The following is a 3,491-nucleotide window of genomic DNA, read 5'->3' on the forward strand; positions in this document are numbered from 1 at the left end:
GCCCACGACCTGCTGGTTGTCGCCGGTCACCTTGCCGGAATGGGTGTAGTGGATGATCCTGGCCCTGGCGTTGTCATAAGCTCCGGCGTAGAGGAGCAGGGTGAGCAGCCCGCCGATCCCGCAGGCCTCGCAGCGTTTGCCGATCACGCTTTGCCAGAGCCCGTCGGCATCCAGGCTCATCAGGTATTTGGTGATCAGGGCGTCCATCTTTTCCGCCTTGTCCGCGTTGTAATAATGCGAAAGGTCGGTGGAGACGATGATCCCGACCCTCTTGCCGCTGGCCTTGATCGCTTCCCGGAGTTTTTCCGCCAGTTGCGATGCCACCTCCGGATAGGGCCGGCCGATCATGATGGGGCAGATCAGCGCTTCAGGGAAGAAGTGCTTGATGAAAGGCAGTTGAACTTCCAGCGAATGCTCCGCCTCGTGCAAACGCAATTCCTTGTCCGCGCCTGTGCCGGATTTGGTGAGCAGTTCAAAGAGCCGGACGTCGAGGTCCAGCTTGCCCAGAGGGGTGTCGTACTGCTCAAAAGAAGACACGGACCAGTCGAAATGAATGCCGTGGTGGCTGGGATGCAGGATCACCAAGGTGTCGAACTGCTGTCCCGAGATGTGGTGGAATCCCCTGGCGGCGCATTCTCCGGAATAGACATAGCCGGCGTGGGGAACGATCAGCCCCAGGCAGTCATCGCCCGGAGGGGCCTGGGTTTGGCCCGCCGTCCACTTTTCGATCTGGGCGCTTATCTGTTCGCCGAAGCGGGGATAAAAGCTGCCCGCGTGCGTGGTTTTTCTCAGCATCAAAACCTCCTGTAACAAAGCTGTATTCCGATATTAATCATCTAAAATATACGAAGCTTGCGTCATATGTTACACCCTTTCCCCTTCGTGTAATTCGTGTAATTCGTGGACCAGGATCACGCTATTCCCTCGGTGCCAGAATGAACCAGTCGGCGATCCGTTCCGCCCCCTCGGGGATTGTTTCACCCTCGGCAAGCGGACTGATCACCGCGGCCTTGAGTTTGGGGGACCGCTCCAGAACGCGTTCCACGGTGCCCAGGGACTCCCGCGAATGGAAATCCCCGTTGAAGTGGATGATCCGGTGTTTGGGAAAGCGCTGCCTGGCTTGCAGGATGCTTTCGGCCATGGTGTCGTCCTTGACGCACTGGGCGAGGAAGAGGTTGTCATAGAGCTGAGCGTCCCCGGGGTCGCCGTGGCCCATGTTTTGCCGCATGGTGGCCAGGAAGCGCTCTTTGTATTTGCCCTCGGGGGCGCTGATCCGCTCTGCAACCCAGGCTTTTTCGTCATCCGCCAGTTCCTCCAGAAACTTTTCACCCAGCCTCGCCGCCCGGCCTGCCAGAGGCCTGGGGACGTTGGCCGCGATGGCCGGCAAACCCTGTTCCCGCGCGAATTCCACCAGAGGTCGGTAATCCGTGGCGTAGTTTGGCCAAGGGCGGGAATAGGCCAGAAATTCCTCTTCGGTGATCTCGCCCAGCAGATATTGGTCCAGCCAGGTTTGGACGTCCCGCTCGAACATCTCGAAGGAAAGGGCCAGGCGCGGGTCCACAGCCTGCAATTCCCGCAGCAGAGAGGCCTGGGCGGAGTGGATGGCGGCGTTGCCGTGCCATTCCCCAAAAAAGATCAGGTCATATTTTTTCAGTTGCCTGGCCAGTTGCGAGGCCTCCAGCGCTTTGCCCGTTTTGGCGTTTACAAATATGGGTCCGCTGCCCGCCAGAGCTGTTCCCAGCAGGCATAGAAGGGCTATTAATATCACAGTGCGCATCAGTTCTCCTTTAGGTGATAATCTAAGCGCTTTTCCCGGTGGAAGCCATCAGCAAATTCGCTAAAGCGCCCGCGCTTGGCCTCCGGAACGCGCACCACCAGTTCCGCCCGTTCCGCCCAGTTTGCCGAGGCGATCTCTCCCCCCAGCGAGTGCACCAGCTTGGTAAGGGAATCCACCACCGCGTATTCGGCAGCCACGCTGAACCAGCTTTGCGCCTCCGCGGGCACCTTGTCGGCCAGTTCCAGGGCGTGTTCCGCCGTGTTTCCATAGGCCTCGATCAAGCCTTTCACCCCCAGTTTCACGCCTCCATACCAGCGGCTCACGATGGCCAGGACATTGGTCATACCCGCCCGCAAGAGCGCGTTGAGGATGGGCTTTCCCGCCGTTCCGGAGGGTTCCCCGGCATCGGAATAGTACTGGATCTCGCGTTCCCAGCCGCAGACGTAGGCGAAGCAGTTGTGGGTGGCGCCGGCGTATTCCCGGTTGTGGGCGGCGATCAGTTCCCTGGCCTGTTCCGGGCCCGCGATGGGGAAGAGGAAGCAGCGGAAAACCGAGCGCTTGATCTTTTGCCCAAATTCGGCCGGCCGGGAGATCGTTTGCCTGCTCATTTCACCTTGGGGAGGTCTTTCCAGCGCGTCGTATAGGCCGGGGAGAGGCGTGCCCGCTTCATCTCCCATTCCTTTTTCACGCCGCAGCTCGCGTAGAACACCGTATCCCGCCCGCAGCGCCGGTTGATGCGGTCGATGGCGTCGATCAGGGCTTTGCGGTTGTCGTCCAGATAGTTGGTTTCGATCAGGTTCAGCGGCACGTCGCCCTCGTCCATGATGTCGGAGAACATCACGCCCGCCTTTTTGTATTCGAATCCGGGCAGATGGAGGTCCCGCAGCAGGGCCAGGCCGGTTCTGATGAGGTCCGGAGTGTAAGCCGTGGGCGTGGATAGCGTGGTTTGGGCGGAATTGTTGTATTGGGGCCCTTCCTTGAAGCGGTTGGTGCTCAGGAACACCATCATGTGCCCCGCCACGCTGTGTTGGGCGCGGATCTTCTCGGCGGCGCGGGTGATATAGGTGGAAACGGCCTCTTCCAGTTCCGCGAGGTCCGAAACCTGCTTGCCAAAGGATTTGGAGCAGACCACGCTCTTCTTCGCGGCGGGTGCCTCGTCCAGGTCGATGCAGGAAAAGCCCTGTAATTCCAGAACGGTCTTGTGGCCGACGCTGGTCATGTAGTGGTCGATGAATTTCTCCGGGGCGTTGCGCAGTTGCCAGGCGTTCTCGATCCCGTTCTGGCGCAGGAATTTGTCGTATTGGCGGCCGATGCCCCAGATCTCGGCCACGGGGGTCTGTTTCAGCGCCTTTTCGATGCGGTCGTCATCCAGCAGCACCACGCAGCCCTGATAGCCGGAATAGCGCTTGGCGTAATGGTTGGCGATCTTGGCCAGGGTCTTGGTTTTGGAGATCCCCACCGAAACGGGGATGCCGGTCCATTTCCTCACCGTGTGGCGCATCTTTTGCCCATATTCATTCAGGTCCCGCAGCCGGAATCCATTCAAGCCCAAAAAGGCCTCGTCGATCGAATAGACCTCCAGCTCGGGCGAGAATTTGGCCAAAACGTCCATCACCCGGGCGGACATGTCCCCATAGAGCGCGTAGTTGGAGGAAAGCAGGGTGCCGCCGTGTTTGCGGATCAGGGCTTCATGTTTGAAGCCGGGCGCGCCCAT

General features: G+C 59.8%; 4 protein-coding genes. All 4 read right to left on the bottom strand.

The genetic code is table 11. From position 1 onward, the window contains the following. Positions 1–795, bottom strand: a 795-nt coding sequence (amrB, locus tag K0B87_09470; protein ID MBW6514964.1) for an AmmeMemoRadiSam system protein B, incomplete at its 3' end; no start/stop codon positions are given. Between the two features lie 121 nt (positions 796–916). Continuing rightward, the gene (locus tag K0B87_09475; GenBank protein ID MBW6514965.1) at positions 917–1,777 is read right to left on the bottom strand and encodes a ChaN family lipoprotein; all 861 of its coding nucleotides are present in this window, start codon (positions 1,775–1,777) and stop codon (positions 917–919) included. Continuing rightward, entirely contained in the window at positions 1,777–2,385 is a 609-nt protein-coding gene (locus K0B87_09480; GenBank protein MBW6514966.1) for an IMPACT family protein, read from the bottom strand. Before K0B87_09480 ends, K0B87_09475 begins: the two co-directional genes overlap by 1 nt. Then, a partial coding sequence (locus tag K0B87_09485) for a Y-family DNA polymerase (GenBank protein MBW6514967.1) occupies positions 2,382–3,491 on the bottom strand: 1,110 nt, incomplete at its 5' end. The genes K0B87_09480 and K0B87_09485, both read right to left, overlap by 4 nt.

Origin of the sequence: Candidatus Syntrophosphaera sp., assembly GCA_019429425.1 — a bacterium.
Classification (GTDB): domain Bacteria; phylum Cloacimonadota; class Cloacimonadia; order Cloacimonadales; family Cloacimonadaceae; genus Syntrophosphaera.